Source organism: Denitromonas halophila (assembly GCF_007625155.1).
Taxonomy (GTDB): Bacteria; Pseudomonadota; Gammaproteobacteria; order Burkholderiales; family Rhodocyclaceae; genus Nitrogeniibacter; species Nitrogeniibacter halophilus.
In genome coordinates this window covers 448,498-461,784 of record NZ_VMNK01000006.1, presented here as the reverse complement: position 1 = coordinate 461,784, position 13,287 = coordinate 448,498, and the positions used below count along the sequence as shown (strand labels likewise).

The following is a 13,287-nucleotide window of genomic DNA, read 5'->3' as shown; positions in this document are numbered from 1 at the left end:
TCAGCCCTCCCGACCCATGCGCTGGAACAGCACAATGTCTTTCGCCAGTTTGGAGATGCCCGCCAGCAGCAGCAGGATCGCGCCCAGCACCATCATGCCCTTGACCGGCCAGTACTGGATGCCCCAGGTCTCGACCGTGGTTTCGCCCATGCCGTAGGACGACATGAAGAAGCCCCAGGAGGTGCCGAGCAGGGCGATGGCGAAGATGAAGAAGAACACCGAGGTAAAGATGTCCATGCCCACCCGGCCGCGTGGTGGAAGCTTGATGTAAAGCACATCGACCCGCACATGGCCGCCGGTGAGCAGGGTGTAGGCGCCGGCGAGCAGGTATTGCATGCCGAACAGCAAGAAGCATGACTCATGCACCCAGATGGTCGGCTGGTTGAAGATGTAGCGCATGATCACTTCGTAGAAGTAGGCGACTACGGCATTGACCGTCCAGAAGGCGACGAAGATGCCCGACCAGGTACTGAGTTTGTCGAGCACGCGGGTGAAGCCGTTTTCCACGTGTAGCGCGGGGTCCTCGGTGGCCAGCAGATCGGCGGCGAGTTCTTCGTCCGGCGTGGCCGGTGGTGGCTGGCCGTGTTCCTGCCAGCGCGCCCAGAAGATGAAAATCAGCGGCATGATCGCCAGCCAGCCCCAATACACCATATGGGGCAGCACGAAGCCAAAGTCGGGTTCTGTGTTCATGGGCTCATCTCCTTGGCGCTGCGCATGCAAACCGCACCGCGCGGTCGGGCCGGGCGGTGCGGGGGTTCTGGCTGGGTGGCGGTTAGAGGCTCTGGCCCTTGATGTCGGCCGCCGAGACGTAGCCCATGATCGGATTCATCATGTAGTCGAGCTGCATCTTGAACACTTCGGCCGCGGCCTGGTCTTTCTTGGCCCACTTGAACCAGATCGGGATGGCGGCTCGCCGGAAGGCTTCGAGGTCGGCCTGGCTCATGCGGTTGATCTCGCTGCCGGCCTTCTCGAACTTCTCGAGTGCCTCGACGTTGCGCTTCTGGATCGACACGAAGTGCTTCACCGAATAGGTCTTCACCCGGTCTTCGACCATCTGCTGCATCAGCGGCGACAGGCTCTTCCAGGCGCGCATGTTGACGGTGAAGTCCATCAGGTCGACCGGCTGGTAGACCGACATCAGCCCCGGCGGGCCAAACAGGATGTACTTGGTCACCTGCGCAAAGCCCAGATCCCAGTTGACCGCCGGCCCCACATAGTCGGCCGCGTCGATGGTGCCCTTTTCCAGCGCCGGGAAAATGTCCGAGCCCGGCAGGCTCACCGTGCTCGCGCCAAAGGCCTGGAACACTTCCGACACCATGCCGCCGGGCACGCGTAGCTTGAGGCCCTGGAAGTCGGCCACGCTCTGTACCGGTTTCTTGGAGTGGATGATGTTGGCGTCGTGCTGGATGGGGCCGACATACACCAGCCCGAACTTGGCGTAGATCTCGCGCACCTTCTCGAGCAGGCCGAGGCCGTAGAACATGGTGTCCCACTGCGCCGGCTGGTCTGGCCCGACCGGGTAGGACGACAGGAACACGCTGGCTGGCATCTTGCCCGCCCAGTACAGGGTGAAGGGGTTCATGCCGTCGAGCACGCCGGTCTGCACTGATTCGAACAGCGCGTTGTTGTCGGCTGCCACCGCCTTGGCGCCAAAGGGCTTGATGCTCAGTTCGCCGCCGGTGGCCTCCTGGAAGCCGTTGCACCATTCTTCAAACAGGGCGTAGCCGGTGGTGCCGGCGTCCCAGGTGGATTGCACTTTCCAGGTCTTGCCCTTGGCCGCCTGCGCATTGCTGATGAAAGGCGCGCCGGCGATCAGCGCGCCGCCCGCGGCGGCGGATTTCAGGAAGTGGCGTCGTGCCGGTGGATGGTCGGTGGTGGATGCGGATTGCCGTGATGCCAGGGACTGGTCTTGTTTTTTCACAAAGGTCTCCTCCAGGTCTGTCACGAGACCGGACGAGCCCTGCCTGCACCCATCCGGTGGCCTTGACGACGCGCGCCATGGCCGGGGGGGTTGATCGAACACCTCGCGTGGGTTGTTGTTTACGTCGCGGTATTCGCAGCATCAACTTCTTAAGAATAGAACGAGAATGCGTTTTTTGCTGATGCGATTTCTCTAATATGCCGCGCCAGTGCTGCGTTGCAGCGCAGCACTGGGTGGGCGGTGGGTGTCATCAAACGGCCGTTCGCTATACACTCGACGCATTCCGTTACGGGCCTCAACATGCAGATCGTCCTCATCAGCGGCTTGTCTGGATCGGGCAAGAGCGTTGCCCTCAATGTGCTCGAAGATGGCGGCTACTATGTGGTCGACAACCTGCCTGCGACGCTCTTGCCGCAACTGGTGACCAACCTGCACGGCGCCGGCTACAAGCGCGTCGCGGTGGCGGTGGATGTGCGTTCGGGCATGTCGATTGCCGCCTTGCCTGGCGAGGTCGAGCGGCTGCGCGGCATGATTGCCGATGTGCGCTTCATCTTTCTCGATGCCCGCGACGACACCTTGATTGCCCGCTTCTCCGAAACCCGCCGGCGCCACCCGCTGGCCGAAGAGAACGTCACCCTGGCCGAGGCGATCGCCCGCGAGCGCGAGGCGCTCGACCCGATCGCGCGCCTGGGCTACCGCATGGACACCAGCGACACCCAGGCCAACACCTTGCGCGCCTGGATCAAGGACTACATGCAGCTCGAGGCCACGGCCGGTCTCACCTTGTTGTTCCAGTCCTTCGGCTTCAAATACGGCATTCCGGTCGATGCCGATCTGGTGTTCGATGTGCGCTGCCTGCCCAATCCGCACTACGACCCCAAGCTGCGTCCGCTCACCGGCAAGGACCAGCCGGTGATCGACTTCCTCGAGCGCATTCCCGAAGTCGGCCGCATGGCCGAAGACATCCGCGCCTTTGTGGCCAACTGGCTGCCGGCCTACATTCGCGACAATCGCAGCTATCTCACGGTGGCCATCGGCTGCACCGGCGGGCAACATCGATCGGTGTATTTCGCCGAATGGCTGGCCAAGGCTTTTGGCGAGAGCGTGCGCGTCATGGTTCGGCATCGCGCCTCGGCGCGACGTTCGCGGGACGGTCAGACCTCTTCATGAAGCTGGCCTGGCATGAATGGCGGGCCGGCTTTCGTCCGGGCGATATTCTGGTGATCGGCGGCGGTTTGGCCGCTTGCGTGTTTTTTGCACTGACGTTCTGGCAAGGCGGTGTGGCGCGCTGGGCCGAGGTGCGTGCCGGTGGCAAGGTGGTCGCTCGCTTGAGCCTCGATCGCCCGGCATCGGTCGATGTCGACGGCCCGCTCGGTCAGACCCGGGTGCAAGTCGAGCCGGGCCGGGCGCGCGTGCTCAGCGACCCCGGACCTCGCCAGTATTGTGTGTTGCAAGGCTGGCTGAGCCGCGCCGGCGCGGTCGCCATCTGCGCGCCCAACGAAGTCAGCCTGCGCCTGCTCGGCGACAGCAGCGCCTATGACACGCTCAACTACTGAACTGCCGGTCACCAATGCCGATGTGCGCATCGCCCGCTATGCGGCGGCGGCCATCGCGCTGTCGGTGGCCGAGGCGGCGATCCCGCTGCCGCTGCCAGGCGTCAAGCCGGGGCTGGGCAATATCATCACCTTGGTGGTGCTGGCGCGCTGGGGCTGGCGCGAGGCGGCGTGGGTGGCGTTGCTGCGGGTGTTTGCCGCGTCGCTGGTGCTGGGTCAGTTTCTGGCGCCGGGTTTCTTTCTGAGTCTCAGCGGGGCGTTGATCAGCCTGGGGGTGCTGGCCTTGGCGCAGCACTTGCCCAAGCGCTGGTTCGGCCCGGTCAGTCACAGTGTGCTCGCCGCTTTTGGCCATTTTTCGGGGCAGATTCTGATCGCTCGGCTGTGGCTGGTGCCGCATGACGGCATTTTCTACCTGGTGCCGGTGTTCGCGCTGGCGGCCGTGGTGTTTGGCACCGTGAACGGCCTGGTGGCCGACTACTTGCTGCGCCACTCGCCGCCACGCGCGACCCCGTCGGACTGAGCCCGGATCGGCCAAACGCTGCGCCCGTATTGGCGCTAAGATGACGGCGTATCTACGCTATCGCACCCGGATCGGTCATGCGCCTGTTCAAAAATCTCGCCATTTTTCTGTTGTGCCTGCTCTTGCTGGCCGTTGGCGCGATCTGGTATCTCACCGAAACCTTCGACAGCGAGCGCGTGAAAGCCGAGCTGGTTCAGGCCGTGGCCGAGCGCCATGATCGGGCGCTGCGTATCGACGGGCCGCTCACGCTGTCATTCTGGCCCCGTCTGGCGCTCGATGCGGCGCAGGTCAGCGTGTCGGCGCGTGGTGCGCCCGAGCACCTTGCCGCGTACATGGCACGCGTGCGTGTCCACGTGGGCCTGCTGCCCTTGCTGTCGCGTCAGGTTGACGTTCAGGAGATGCGCTTCGAGGGCTTGAAGATTCACCTCACGCGGGATGTCCTCAAGACACTCGAATCGCTGGATGGCCTGCGCGATGCGACCTCGATCAAGGACCGCAAGGTGGCCTTCAACGTGCGCCGGGTGACGGTCACCGGCGGCGCGCTTGAGGTGGTCGACCCGATCAATGGCGTGACGCTGCAGTTGTCGGATGTGACCGCCTTCCTTGGCCCGGTGGGCAAGGGCGTGCGCGGCGGCCTTGGGGTCGAGGGCGATGCCAGGGCGGTCGGCGCCTTGCCTGCCACCGGACGCTTCCGGATGACCGCCGGTTTCGACATCAATGGCGACGGCGTGGTCAGTCTGAATATTGCCGGCGTGGATTTTTCCGGTGAGGCGCTGGGCTATCAGCAAGCGGGCCTGGGGCTCAGCCTGGGGGGCGTGACGGCCGACGCGCAAGGTCGCTGGCAAGGGCGGGACGTGGTACTGCGCATGACCGGAAAGGGGCGCAGCGGCACCAGCGAGATTGCCGCCGATGTGGCCGAGTGGCAGTGGCAGGACGGACTGCATCTGGCGCTGGCCACGGCGAGTTTCAAGCGCGACGGCGAGCGCGGCGGCGCCCTGGCCGGACGGGTGAGCAATTTGCGCACGGGGGGCGAGGGCTGGACGGCCGATAGTCTGTCGCTGGAGGGCAACCTGCGCCGCGACGGCCGCAGCCATGGCGTGAGCGTGCAGGCGGTGCCGGCCTGGCGCAGCGAATCTGCCGAACTCATGCTCAACGGCCTGGATGCCCAAGTTGGCTGGCCGCGCGCCGACGCGGCGCCGGCCCGCAAGCTGCAGATCACCGGGCAACTCGCCTGGCAGCCGCTGGCCGGTGTGCTCGCGTCGGAGCTGGCATTCAGTGATGGCACGCACCGGCTGGCCGGCGCGGTGAGCGTTCGCCCCGAGCGCACGCCAGCCCTGCAGTTTGATCTGCATACGCCGCTGTTGTCGCTGGCGGCCTACCGCGCGGAGCTGAGGGCGCTGTGGTTTGCGCCCACATTGCCGCCGTTTGCGGGGCGACTCCGGGCGGATCGGCTGGACGCCGACGGCTGGCGTTTCGAGTCGCTGGTGTTGCCGCTGGCGAGCGATGGGTCCGACTTGCGGTTGGGGCCTTTCGACGGGGCGGTGTTCAATGGCCGGGTGTCCGGGCAGCTCGCGCGCGATGCGGCGGGTGCGGGCACGCTCAGCGTCAAGGCGACCGGCGTGGCGATTGAGCAATGGCCGATGGCGGCCGAGGCGACGCCGATGCTCGGCGGTGGCCTGGATGCCGATGTGCGCCTGGATTTCGATGCCCGCGCGGCCGACCCGGTGGCGACGGCACGGGGGCCGATGCGCTTTCAGCTCAACGGCGGCGCCTGGCGCGGCACTGCGCTGATTGACGCGCTGCGTGCGCAGGATAGCGTGCTGGCGGCAGCCCTGCCGGGCGACGCGGTGGCAGACAATCTGCCAATTCGCGCGGCCAGCGCCGAAGTGCAGGTGGCCGCGGGCGTCGCGCAGGTCGAGACGCTGTCGATTCGCGGTGCGTGGCTGCAACTGAGTGGTCAGGGGCAGATCGGGCTGGGCGACGGCGCGCTCGATCTGTCACTGAAGGCTGCTTTGGCCGAGGCGCCCAAAGGCATGAGCCGCAAGCTGTACCGAAAATTGAAGACGCAGAGCCAGCCGCTCAGCCTGGGCGGCAGTGTCGCCGCCCCGGTGTGGCGCACCGAGGCGGCGAGCGCCGCCCGCTGACATTACACCCCGTTGGTCTTGAGCCAGGCCTGAAGCCGCTGCCAGCCATCCTGCGCCGGGCCTTCGCGATAGCTGGGCCGGTAGTCGGCATGGAAGGCGTGGCCGGCGTCTGGATAGACCACCACCTCACCTTTCTTGCCCGCGGCTTTGAGCGCCGCGCCCATGGCCTCGGCGTCGGCGGCCGGAATGCCCTGGTCTTGCGCACCATACAGGCCGAGCACCGGCGCCTTCAGTTCGCCGACGATATCGATCGGGTGGCGCGGGCTGAGCGCGGAGGCTTCACCGCGAATCCGCCCATACCAGGCGATGCCGGCCTTGAGCTTGGCGTTATGCGCGGCATACAGCCACACGATACGTCCGCCCCAGCAGAAGCCGGTGATGCCGAGCCGGGCGGTGTTGCCGCCGTGGCCGGCCGCCCAGGCGACGGTCATGTCGAGGTCTGACATGACTTGCTCGTCGGGCACCTTCGATACGATCTCCTTGAGCAATGTGGGGATGTTGTCGTATTTGCCCGGATCGCCCTGGCGGAAATAGAGCTCGGGGGCAATGGCCAGATAGCCGAGCCGGGCGAGGCGGCGGCAGACATCGCGGATGTGCTCGTGCACGCCAAAGATTTCCTGTACGACCAGCACCACCGGGTGCGGGCCGCCCTGGGCGGGTGCGGCGTAGTAGAGCGGCAGGGCACCGGTGCCGGTGTCGAGCATGTCGGTGCCGGTGCGCAGGCCGGCGTCATCAGTATGGATCATGGTTTGAGCACTCACGGGGTGGGTGGCCAGAGCAAAGCCGGCAGCGGTGGCAGTGAGCAGAAAGCCGCGGCGATCGAGGCGGTTGGCGGGGAGCAGGCTGTCGAAATCGGGATCCGTTTGCATCGCAAGTCTCCAGGGGGCAGAAGCCGGCGGACTGTTGTCCGCCGGAACGTCATCGCATGTGACCGTGGCCGGGTGGTCGCGTTCAACCGGGCAGGCAGGCCCAGCCGTCCATCAGCATCCGGGCGCTGCGCCGCAGTACGGCGGCCTCCAGCATCCATTGGCCCTGCCGGGTGTGGGTGGTGGCGCCGACTTCGCTGCGGCCCGAGGGGTGGCCGATGCGCAGCGGGCCGGCCGGATCGTTCAGGAGTTGGCGCGACACCAGCGAGCCGGGCACGCCGGCCGCGGCCGCCATGGCGATGGCCGCGGTGCCAGGGATGGCGTGATGGAAGCTGCCCATCGACAGCACACGGGTGAGCAGGTCGAGATCGCTGGCGGCAAAGCGTTTGCCGTCGACGGACTGGCACTGGGCCGGCGGGGCGACGAGGGCAAGCTTGGGCGTGTGCTGGCGGCGCGCTGCGGCCTCGGCCGAGTCGGCCAGGCCCATGGCCAGCGCGCCGGCGATACGCAGTTGTTCGCAGCGTGCGAGCAGTGCGGCATCGGCGTTGAGCTCGGCCTGCGAGGCGGTGCAGTCGGCGCCGAGTGCATGGGCCGAGACAAACACCATCGGGTTGCCGGCGCTGACCAGCGAGGCGTCGACCGGGGTGCCGTCATCCAGTGTGAGCGTGTCGACCGGGTTGCCGGTGGGCAGAATGCCGCCGCCTTCGGCGCTGCCGGGGTCGAGAAAGGTGAGGGTGATCGGCGCTGACGGGAAGGCCACGCCATCGAGCACGAACTTGCCGCTCTCGAGCGGCAAGCTGTCGAGCACCGGGACACGGGCGTGAATCCGCTTGCCCACGTTCGCTTGCCACAGGCGGATGTTGGCTTCGCCATTGGCCGGAGCGGACACCAGCTTGCGCCACAGCGCAAAGGGGCCGACGGCGGCGGTGAGGTTGCCGCAGTTGCCCGACCAGTCGATGACGTCTTCGTCGATCAGCACCTGTCCGAAGCGGTAGGCCACATCGCTGTCCGGCTCGCTGGCGGGCGAGACGATCACCACCTTGCTGGTGCTGGAGGTGGCGCCGCCGAGGCCGTCGATCTGCTTGCCGTAGGGGTCGGGGCTGCCGAGCAGGCGAACGAGCAGGGCGTCGCGTTCGGTGGTGTTGGCGGGCAGGTCGCTGGCGAGGAAGAACACACCTTTGCTGGTGCCGCCACGCATCCACGCGGCGGGAATTCGGGTCTGGGGCATGTCTATGCGCTTGTCTGTCGGAGGAGGAGGGGGTCTGTGTGGCTGAAGCAGGCCGGTGCCGAGTGTTCTTTATAGCGGCCTTGCTTGCGTCTGTCATTGTCCGGGCTTAGTCTGGCGGCTCGGTTGGCGTACGGTTTTGTTATGTTGTTAACTCATTCCCGGATGATCAGTCGTTTGGCTGGATCATCGAAACACAGGACAGACTCATGAGTTCTCTCAATCTCATCGGCGGTGAAAAAGGCGGTGTTGGCAAGTCCGTGACGGCACGGGTGTTGGCGCAGTACTTCATCGACAAGGGGCGGCCGTTCACCGGTTTCGATACCGATCGCTCGCACACTTCCTTCACCCGCTTCTATGCCGACTATGCGTCGCCGGTGATTGTCGATACCTACGAAGGCCTGGACCTGATCGCCACCGTCTTTGACGAGCCGGCGCCGGATGAGGGTGAGGCACCGAGCGTGATCGTCGACCTGGCGGCGCAAACCGCCGCACCGCTGGCGCGCTGGATCAAGGATTCGGACCTCTTGCCGCTGCTGTCCGAGATGGGCGTCACCGTCAATTACTGGCATCTGGCCGACTCGGGCGCCGACTCGGTGAGCCTGCTCAACCGTCTGATCAACACCTATGGCGCCGAGCTGAACTACTTTGTGGTGAAGAACCTCGGTCGCGGCTCGGACTTCACGCAGCTCGATGCTTCGTCAGCCCTGCAGGGCGCACGAGCGCTCGGCGCGCGCGTCATCACCTTGCCGGAGTTGCACGAAGCGAGCATGCGCAAGATCGACCGCCAGAGCGCCAGCTTCTGGGCGGCCAGCAATACGCGTGGCGGCCCCGACGCGCTCGGCATGCTGGAGCGTCAGCGGGTCAAGACCTGGCTGCGCGCGATCTACGCGAGCTTTGACGAGTTGCCGCTGTAAGGCGACCTGAGCCGGTGGACGAGGGGTGGCGCAATCGCCACCCACAGCGGAATCAGCGGCCACAGGTGGCCGGCGGCGAGGTTGTAGTTGGCCAGCAGCGTAGCCCACGATTGCCCGGCCACGAAGTGGCCGAACAGAAACTCGAAGGCCAGCGTCATCACCAGCCACAGGCCGCCGAGCGCGGCGGCCTGACCGGCTGAGTGCGGCCGTAATCGCGGCATCACCCACCAGATATAGACGCCAAACAAGGCGATGGCGCTCAGCGTCGACATCTGCTGCGCGCGCGCTTCGCCCAGTGGCGCGAGCAGCCATGCCTCGCGTGCCGCGCCATTGGCGATGGCGATGAACACCATCGGCAGCCAGGCGATGGCCCAGCCGGCGAGTCTGGCAGGGCGTCTCGGCGAGGCAGGGGTTACGCCGGGCATGGCCGCGGTTTACTTCTCGGCGAGCGCCTGGCTCACCAGCTCGGCCATCAGGCCATTCAGCCCGCCTTCATGCGCGGCACCGCGTTCCTGCAGTTGCTTGACCAGCGCGATCGGCAGTTTGCAGGCGAAAGGCACCACGCCGAGGGCGCGCTCTTGTTCGCGTTGCTCACGCTTGTCAACGACTTGCGATGCCGCACCGAAACGGGCGGGGTTGGCGGCGGCGCCGAGCTTGTTGTTGATCTTGAGCCCGCGGCTTTTCGCGAGGTCGGTGGCTTTCATTGTCATGGGTGTTCCTTGTGGCCCGATGCCGGCATGGACGCCGGCGCGGCATTATCGCGCAATGACGGGGCCGTGGCGCGCGGTCCGTCGAATGGCGGTCAAGCAGCCTGCGCGAAATGATTCTTTATACTGTCGACTCATCGTCAATCCGGAGTGAAATGTCATGACCCTCAAGTCGCGTGCCGCGGTGGCCTTTGCCGCCGGCGAACCCCTGCAAATCGTCGAAGTGGACGTGGCGCCGCCCAAGGCCGGCGAGGTGCGGGTGCGCATCGTTGCCAGCGGGGTGTGCCATACCGACGCCTTCACCTTGTCGGGCGATGATCCGGAAGGCATCTTCCCGGCCATCCTCGGCCATGAGGGCGGTGGCATCGTCGAGTCGGTGGGCGAGGGGGTCACCTCGCTGGCCGTGGGCGACCATGTGATTCCGCTCTACACGGCCGAATGCCGCGAGTGCAAGTTCTGCAAGTCGGGCAAGACCAATCTGTGCCAGGCGGTGCGCGCCACCCAGGGCAAGGGCCTGATGCCGGATGGCACCACGCGCTTTTCCTATCAGGGCAAGCCGATCTATCACTACATGGGCACCTCGACCTTCTCCGAATACACCGTGGTGCCGGAGATCTCGCTGGCCAAGATCCCCAAGGAGGCGCCGCTCGAGAAGGTGTGCCTGCTCGGCTGTGGTGTGACCACCGGTATCGGCGCGGTGCTCAACACCGCCAAGGTCGAGGCCGGCGCCACGGTGGCGATCTTCGGCCTCGGCGGCATCGGGCTGGCAGCGATCATCGGCGCCACCATGGCGAAGGCCGGACGCATCATCACCGTCGACATCAATCCGGCCAAGTTTGAAATCGCCCGCGCGCTGGGCGCGACTGACTGCGTGAACCCGAAGGACTTTGATAAGCCGATTCAGGACGTCATCGTCGAGATGACCGACGGCGGGGTGGACTACTCCTTCGAATGCGTCGGCAACGTCAAGCTGATGCGCGCCGCGCTCGAGTGTTGCCACAAGGGCTGGGGCGAGTCGACCATCATTGGCGTGGCCGGCGCAGGGCAGGAGATCTCCACCCGGCCCTTCCAGTTGGTGACCGGCCGGGTGTGGCGCGGTTCGGCCTTTGGCGGCGTGCGCGGGCGCACCGAGCTGCCGGGTTATGTGGCCAAGGCGCAGCAGGGCGAGATCCCGCTCGATACCTTCATTACCCACACCATGGGGCTGGAGGAGATCAATACCGCTTTCGAGCTGATGCATGAAGGCAAGAGCATCCGCACCGTGATTCACTTCTGATCGAGGCGCGCGCATGTCACTCGAATGCCTTTCCAGCCAGCGCAGTTTCGGTGGCTGGCACAAACGTTATCGCCACCGCGCCGCCAGTCTCGGCTGCGACATGGTGTTTGCGGTGTATCTGCCACCGCAGGCCGAAATGGGCTTGCCGCTGCCGGTGGTGTATTGGTTGTCCGGCCTGACCTGCACGGACGAAAACTTCATGCAGAAGGCCGGGGCGCATCGGGTCGCGGCCGAGCTCGGCGTCATCCTCGTGGCGCCCGACACCAGCCCGCGTGGCGAGGATGTGCCGGGCGACCCCGACGGCGCGTGGGACTTCGGCCTCGGCGCCGGCTTTTATGTGAACGCCACCGAAGCGCCGTGGGCCGAGCACTACCGCATGTACGACTATGTGGTGGACGAGTTGCCGGCGCTGATCGAGGCCAACTTCCCGGCCTCCGATCAACGTGGTATTAGCGGGCATTCGATGGGCGGCCACGGTGCCTTGATCTGTGCGCTGAAAAATCCTGGGCGGTATCGGTCGGTGTCGGCGTTTTCACCGATCTGCCATCCGATGGACTGCCCGTGGGGCGAGAAGGCCTTGTCGCGCTACCTGGGCCCCGACCGGGCAGCGTGGCGTGCGTGGGACGCGACCGCGCTGATTGCCGATGCGCCCGAGCGCTTACCGATGCTCATCGACCAGGGCGCGGCCGATGGCTTTCTGGCCGAGCAGCTCAAACCCGAAGCGCTGCAGGTGGCAGCCGAGGCGGTGGGGCATCCGCTCACGCTGCGCATGCAGCCGGGCTACGACCACAGCTACTATTTCATTGCCAGTTTCATCGAGTCGCACCTGCGTCATCACGCGCAGGCGATGGCGGTGTCAGTCGCTATTCGCTGACCCGACCCCGGCCGGCCTTGATGGCGCTGCGCCGGGTCTTGCTTTCCAGTCGCTTCCTGACCGCACTGCGGGTCGGGCGTGTGGCGCGGCGGGTCTTGGGCTCGACCGCCGCGCTGGCGATCAGCTCTTCGAGCCGGCGTATCGCCTCGGCACGATTCTTTTCCAGGCTGCGAAACGCCTGCGCCTTGATGATCACCACGCCGTCCTTGCTGATGCGCTGATCGCCACGTGCCAGCAAACGCGCCTTGACCGCGTCGGGCAGCGATGAGGCGCCGATGTCGAAGCGCAGATGCACCGCGTTCGAGACCTTGTTGACGTTCTGCCCCCCCGCGCCTTGCGCGCGGATGGCGGTGATCTCGATCTCGTCGGCGGGAATCTGGATGGGTGGGTGCATGCGCGGAATGGGTGGGGGGCGAGATGCTATTGTAGAAAGGATTCGCCATGCGATGCGTCCTGCATTGCATGGGTTGCTTCGACGGCGCGTTGTCCGGGCCGGACGCAGGACGTTCTTTCGGGTGCCACCATGATCGAAACCATTCTTCTGACCACCCCGCGAATTCTGACGTTCGACGGCGATCGCGGCCTGACCAACGCCACCGGCTTCTACTTCGAACGCGATGACCGCCTGTTCCTGGTGACCAGCCGCCATGTGATGTTCGATGAGCCGAGCGGGCATTTTCCGAACCGCATCGAGATCGAACTGCACACCAATACGGCCAACAACGCGGAGTCGACCGGCTTTTCGATGCTGTTGTACCGCGATGGCAAGAGCGCCTGGCGGCAGGCCGAGGACTCGGCCGGGGAGGTGGATGTGGCGGTGCTTGAAATCGACCGCGCCGCCCTACCGAAAACCACCTCGTTCAGAGCCTTTACGCCCAAACACCTGCTGAGCCAGCTCGATCAGGTCGAGGTCGGCTCATCCTTGCTGGTGGTGGGGTTTCCGCTGGGCTTTCACGACACGTTGAACCACATGCCGGTGGTGCGCCAGGCGATCATCGCCTCGTCCTTCGGCTTGCGCTTTCAGGGCAAGGGCTATTTTTTGACCGATGCCCGCACCCATCGCGGCACCAGCGGCGCGCCGGTCGTCATGCGGGTGGCCAAGCCCTCAGCCGACCTCGGCGATCTGCCGTGGATGCTGCTCGGCGTGCACTCGGCCCGGCTCGACGTGGGTGAGCGTGATCTCGAAGTGGACGAGGCGCTCGGGCTCAACTGCGCCTGGTACGCCGACATCCTGATGACGCTGACCCAAGACTGAGCGCCGCTCGCCACGCGCGCGCCGCGAGT

General features: G+C 65.8%; 15 protein-coding genes. 8 read left to right on the top strand and 7 right to left on the bottom strand.

What is annotated here, in order from left to right; all coding sequences use genetic code 11:
- Positions 1–690: a TRAP transporter small permease subunit gene (locus FHP91_RS09305; protein WP_144309295.1), complete on the bottom strand. Its 690-nt coding sequence runs from the start codon at positions 688–690 to the stop codon at positions 1–3.
- 82 nt (positions 691–772) lie between these two features.
- The gene (gene dctP / locus FHP91_RS09300; RefSeq protein WP_222105155.1) at positions 773–1,921 is read right to left on the bottom strand and encodes a TRAP transporter substrate-binding protein DctP; all 1,149 of its coding nucleotides are present in this window, start codon (positions 1,919–1,921) and stop codon (positions 773–775) included.
- A gap of 300 nt (positions 1,922–2,221) precedes the next feature.
- On the opposite strand from dctP, the gene rapZ reads away from it, so the two are divergent.
- The 4 genes from rapZ to FHP91_RS09280 all read left to right on the top strand — a co-directional run bounded on the left by rapZ (position 2,222) and on the right by FHP91_RS09280 (position 6,138).
- Positions 2,222–3,091, top strand: a complete 870-nt coding sequence (gene rapZ, locus FHP91_RS09295) for an RNase adapter RapZ (RefSeq protein ID WP_144309294.1) — start codon at positions 2,222–2,224, stop codon at positions 3,089–3,091.
- Positions 3,088–3,477, top strand: a complete 390-nt coding sequence (locus FHP91_RS09290; protein WP_144309293.1) for a NusG domain II-containing protein — start codon at positions 3,088–3,090, stop codon at positions 3,475–3,477. The genes rapZ and FHP91_RS09290 overlap by 4 nt, the downstream gene beginning before the upstream one ends.
- Positions 3,458–3,994 (top strand): Gx transporter family protein, encoded by a 537-nt coding sequence (locus FHP91_RS09285; RefSeq protein WP_144309292.1) that lies wholly within the window; start codon positions 3,458–3,460, stop codon positions 3,992–3,994. The genes FHP91_RS09290 and FHP91_RS09285 overlap by 20 nt, the downstream gene beginning before the upstream one ends.
- Positions 3,995–4,071: 77 nt before the next feature.
- The gene (locus tag FHP91_RS09280; RefSeq protein ID WP_144309291.1) at positions 4,072–6,138 is read left to right on the top strand and encodes an AsmA family protein; all 2,067 of its coding nucleotides are present in this window, start codon (positions 4,072–4,074) and stop codon (positions 6,136–6,138) included.
- Positions 6,139–6,140: 2 nt separating this feature from the next.
- On the opposite strand, the gene FHP91_RS09275 is transcribed toward FHP91_RS09280, so the two are convergent.
- Both FHP91_RS09275 and prpF read right to left on the bottom strand, forming a co-directional pair.
- Entirely contained in the window at positions 6,141–7,007 is an 867-nt protein-coding gene (locus FHP91_RS09275) for a dienelactone hydrolase family protein (protein ID WP_144309290.1), read from the bottom strand.
- Between the two features lie 82 nt (positions 7,008–7,089).
- Positions 7,090–8,232, bottom strand: coding sequence for a 2-methylaconitate cis-trans isomerase PrpF (gene prpF / locus FHP91_RS09270; RefSeq protein WP_144309289.1), 1,143 nt, complete (start codon positions 8,230–8,232; stop codon positions 7,090–7,092).
- 206 nt (positions 8,233–8,438) lie between these two features.
- Between prpF and FHP91_RS09265 the strand changes: the two genes are divergently transcribed.
- Positions 8,439–9,146 (top strand): mobilization protein, encoded by a 708-nt coding sequence (locus tag FHP91_RS09265; protein ID WP_144309288.1) that lies wholly within the window; start codon positions 8,439–8,441, stop codon positions 9,144–9,146.
- Here FHP91_RS09265 and FHP91_RS09260 read toward each other — a convergent pair.
- A complete protein-coding gene (locus FHP91_RS09260; protein WP_144309287.1) occupies positions 9,116–9,571 on the bottom strand; it encodes a hypothetical protein in 456 nt (151 codons plus the stop codon). The two genes, FHP91_RS09265 and FHP91_RS09260, sit on opposite strands and share 31 nt — an antisense overlap.
- A gap of 9 nt (positions 9,572–9,580) precedes the next feature.
- Positions 9,581–9,856 (bottom strand): hypothetical protein, encoded by a 276-nt coding sequence (locus FHP91_RS09255; protein WP_144309286.1) that lies wholly within the window; start codon positions 9,854–9,856, stop codon positions 9,581–9,583.
- A gap of 157 nt (positions 9,857–10,013) precedes the next feature.
- Between FHP91_RS09255 and FHP91_RS09250 the strand changes: the two genes are divergently transcribed.
- Positions 10,014–11,129, top strand: a complete 1,116-nt coding sequence (locus tag FHP91_RS09250; protein ID WP_144309285.1) for an S-(hydroxymethyl)glutathione dehydrogenase/class III alcohol dehydrogenase — start codon at positions 10,014–10,016, stop codon at positions 11,127–11,129.
- Between the two features lie 13 nt (positions 11,130–11,142).
- The gene (gene fghA / locus FHP91_RS09245) at positions 11,143–12,003 is read left to right on the top strand and encodes an S-formylglutathione hydrolase (protein WP_144309284.1); all 861 of its coding nucleotides are present in this window, start codon (positions 11,143–11,145) and stop codon (positions 12,001–12,003) included.
- Here the strand turns inward: fghA and arfB are convergent.
- A complete protein-coding gene (arfB, locus tag FHP91_RS09240) occupies positions 11,993–12,397 on the bottom strand; it encodes an alternative ribosome rescue aminoacyl-tRNA hydrolase ArfB (protein ID WP_144309283.1) in 405 nt (134 codons plus the stop codon). The genes fghA and arfB overlap by 11 nt on opposite strands.
- A gap of 129 nt (positions 12,398–12,526) precedes the next feature.
- Between arfB and FHP91_RS09235 the strand changes: the two genes are divergently transcribed.
- Positions 12,527–13,258 (top strand): S1 family peptidase, encoded by a 732-nt coding sequence (locus tag FHP91_RS09235; protein ID WP_144309282.1) that lies wholly within the window; start codon positions 12,527–12,529, stop codon positions 13,256–13,258.
- Positions 13,259–13,287 lie beyond the last annotated feature (29 nt).

Excerpts from the sequence above, each read along its gene's own strand:
- FHP91_RS09305 (WP_144309295.1), bottom strand. The coding sequence starts at position 690 with ATGAACACAGAACCCGACTTTGGCTTCGTGCTGCCCCATATGGTGTAT.
- rapZ (WP_144309294.1), top strand. The coding sequence starts at position 2,222 with ATGCAGATCGTCCTCATCAGCGGCTTGTCTGGATCGGGCAAGAGCGTT.
- FHP91_RS09290 (WP_144309293.1), top strand. The coding sequence starts at position 3,088 with ATGAAGCTGGCCTGGCATGAATGGCGGGCCGGCTTTCGTCCGGGCGAT.
- FHP91_RS09285 (WP_144309292.1), top strand. The coding sequence starts at position 3,458 with ATGACACGCTCAACTACTGAACTGCCGGTCACCAATGCCGATGTGCGC.
- FHP91_RS09280 (WP_144309291.1), top strand. The coding sequence starts at position 4,072 with ATGCGCCTGTTCAAAAATCTCGCCATTTTTCTGTTGTGCCTGCTCTTG.
- FHP91_RS09275 (WP_144309290.1), bottom strand. The coding sequence starts at position 7,007 with ATGCAAACGGATCCCGATTTCGACAGCCTGCTCCCCGCCAACCGCCTC.
- prpF (WP_144309289.1), bottom strand. The coding sequence starts at position 8,232 with ATGCCCCAGACCCGAATTCCCGCCGCGTGGATGCGTGGCGGCACCAGC.
- FHP91_RS09265 (WP_144309288.1), top strand. The coding sequence starts at position 8,439 with ATGAGTTCTCTCAATCTCATCGGCGGTGAAAAAGGCGGTGTTGGCAAG.
- FHP91_RS09260 (WP_144309287.1), bottom strand. The coding sequence starts at position 9,571 with ATGCCCGGCGTAACCCCTGCCTCGCCGAGACGCCCTGCCAGACTCGCC.
- FHP91_RS09255 (WP_144309286.1), bottom strand. The coding sequence starts at position 9,856 with ATGACAATGAAAGCCACCGACCTCGCGAAAAGCCGCGGGCTCAAGATC.
- FHP91_RS09250 (WP_144309285.1), top strand. The coding sequence starts at position 10,014 with ATGACCCTCAAGTCGCGTGCCGCGGTGGCCTTTGCCGCCGGCGAACCC.
- fghA (WP_144309284.1), top strand. The coding sequence starts at position 11,143 with ATGTCACTCGAATGCCTTTCCAGCCAGCGCAGTTTCGGTGGCTGGCAC.
- arfB (WP_144309283.1), bottom strand. The coding sequence starts at position 12,397 with ATGCACCCACCCATCCAGATTCCCGCCGACGAGATCGAGATCACCGCC.
- FHP91_RS09235 (WP_144309282.1), top strand. The coding sequence starts at position 12,527 with ATGATCGAAACCATTCTTCTGACCACCCCGCGAATTCTGACGTTCGAC.